Below are 2,366 nucleotides of genomic sequence, written 5' to 3' on the forward strand. Positions count from 1 at the left end.
TGTTGAACTAAGCCGCTTCGCGGGTCTTTTCTCAGTTTCCCCAATTTCCTCATTTAGAACCAGACTTAATCTTCCATTCAACAACGGAGAATTAAGTCATGACGCTTTTACGCCAGCGAGTCATAGACAGGATGACCCTAGAAGGTTTTTCTGTGTCGACGCAAAGAGCTTATTTATATCAATTAACGGAAGTGGCTCGGTATTTTCGAGTATCTCCTGATCAGCTCAATCAAAACGATATCCAACACTATTTACTGTATCTAATAAGAGAGCGAGGGTGGAGCTGGTCAAGCTGTCGCCAAGCATTACATGCTCTTAACTTTCTATATCGAAAAGTTGCGAACAAAGAGATGCCATCGGTATCGCTTCCTCATCCTAATAAATCTCAGAAAATTCCAGATTTGCTTTATCCAGATGAAGTACAAGCGATGATTAGATGCTGTCAGCATCCAAAAGTGTATGTCGCCATGGTGTTAGCGTATACAACAGGGATGAGAATCAGTGAAATTAATGCCCTGCGAGTCGATGATTTAGACCTTACTCATCACTGCATCAAAGTAAGGCAAGGGAAAGGGCAACAAGATCGCTATGTGCTGTTTCCGCAAAGCTTGCAACAGGTGCTCGGTACCTATTGGCAACGATACGAACCTTGTGATGTGGTGGTTTATGGACTCGATAAACACCGCCCTCTGCATAGTAAATACCTGCGATTAGAGACAAAAGAAGCTGCTAAGCGTGCAGGGATCCATAAATGCATTCGTTTCCATAGCCTGCGTCATGCGTTTGCTTGTCATCAATTGTTAGCAGGAATGCCGTTACCTAGGCTGCAAGCCTTATTAGGTCATAAGCAGATCCAAACCACATTTCGTTATCTGCAATGGATCGCGATGATGGATCTAAAGAGACGAGATAGTGAAGATTTATTGCCGTCCGACTGGTGTCCATCATGAACGGGATAAGCCTAGCGAGCGTGATTCATCATTGCCACGAACAACAGCAGATACAGGCGAATGCGAGACAATGGCAGGTTCTACATCATATAGAAGACTGTCGAACCGAGCGCATGGGCACAGGCAAATATCAATGTTATGGCTGTGGTCACCATTGGTTTTGGCATCATAGCTGTCGAGATAGGCATTGTCCCCAGTGCCAAAAGAAGGCAAGCGAACAATGGCTATTGAGGCAGGAAGAACGATGTTTGCCAGTACCATATTTTCACTTGGTTTTTACACTGCCTCATGAGCTAAACGCTTGGATAGCTAAACATGATCGAGTCATTTATGACACGTTGTTTCAGGCTGCTTGGCGAGCGCTGAATGAGTTAAGCCAACGAAAACACAAAGGACGGGCTGGTATGACAGCGGTCTTACACACATGGGGCCAAACATTGGTGCGTCATGTTCACCTTCATGCCTTGGTTCCCTCTGGAGTGTATAGAGATCAAGGCTGGCACAGCCTGAGGAAACACTATTTTCTTCCGGTGAAACTGTTATCAAATCGTTTTAGAGGTGCCATGGTCAGTCAACTAAGAGCAGCCTTTAGCGAGGGGTTGTTGCCATCGCTATCCAAAGCGGAGGTGAGTCAGCTACTGAATGTTTTAATGCAAAAGCCTTGGGTGGTCTATTGTAAGTCAGCGATTGAATATCGCTCGACTTTGGTTGCTTACTTAGCACGCTATAGCCATCGTATTGCCTTATCTAACAACCGCTTCCAAGTGTGGAACAACGACAAAATCAGCCTTCAATATCGAGATTACCGCTCTAATAAACAGTCGCTTTTAACACTCACGCCACAGGAACTGGTAAGGCGTTTTTTACTGCATGTATTACCAAGGGGCTTTATGCGCATCCGGCATTATGGCTGTTTGTCGAATGCAATAAGAGCGAAAGTGAAAAAGCGGGTAGATAAGCAATTAGACAGGTACGAGCGACGAACCAAGGAAGACAGTGAAAAGGTAGCTGAATCAGGATGTTCGTGTCCTGTTTGTGGAGAACGTACTGTTACTTATCTTGGCGATGTCTCAGAGAGTAAAGTGACAGAGAGGCTTAGTGTCATGCTACCGTGGGACAATGGTAGTTAGCGTTAGCACATAATGAGATCAGAATATAAAGCAGATCAGGTCATAAGGCCTGAGGTAATCACTTGCCTCTCTGGTCAAATCACGCTAAAAAAGGGTACATTAAGAACCAATATTGCGGTGATCAAAGACGATCTGATGCGAAATAGACCAGAGGATCTTTGGTTTTAGCGAGTTATTTAACAGGGAAGTCCCACCATGAAAAAAGCAAATCCCCTATATAGACAACGCGGCCGTTCAACAGTGGGTTATAGCCGCAGCTACGCTGCCGTATAACCCTTAATTGTTA

Annotated in this window: 2 protein-coding genes; both read left to right on the forward strand. The window is 44.8% G+C overall.

Translation table 11 applies throughout. From position 1 onward, the window contains the following. Positions 1-98 precede the first annotated feature (98 nt). Complete coding sequence (locus JHD44_RS18620; RefSeq protein ID WP_199464228.1) at positions 99-950, forward strand: tyrosine-type recombinase/integrase; 852 nt, start codon at positions 99-101, stop codon at positions 948-950. Continuing rightward, on the forward strand, positions 947-2,080 hold the full coding sequence (locus tag JHD44_RS18625; RefSeq protein WP_233402337.1) for an IS91 family transposase: 1,134 nt from the start codon (positions 947-949) through the stop codon (positions 2,078-2,080). The genes JHD44_RS18620 and JHD44_RS18625 overlap by 4 nt, the downstream gene beginning before the upstream one ends. The last annotated feature ends 286 nt before the right edge of the window (positions 2,081-2,366 follow it).

This window comes from Marinomonas ostreistagni (assembly GCF_016461785.1).
GTDB lineage: Bacteria > Pseudomonadota > Gammaproteobacteria > Pseudomonadales > Marinomonadaceae > Marinomonas > Marinomonas ostreistagni_A.

What these genes read in the sequence shown, in the direction of transcription:
- JHD44_RS18625 (WP_233402337.1), top strand. Translation starts at nt 947, where the DNA reads ATGAACGGGATAAGCCTAGCGAGCGTGATTCATCATTGCCACGAACAA.
- JHD44_RS18620 (WP_199464228.1), top strand. Translation starts at nt 99, where the DNA reads ATGACGCTTTTACGCCAGCGAGTCATAGACAGGATGACCCTAGAAGGT.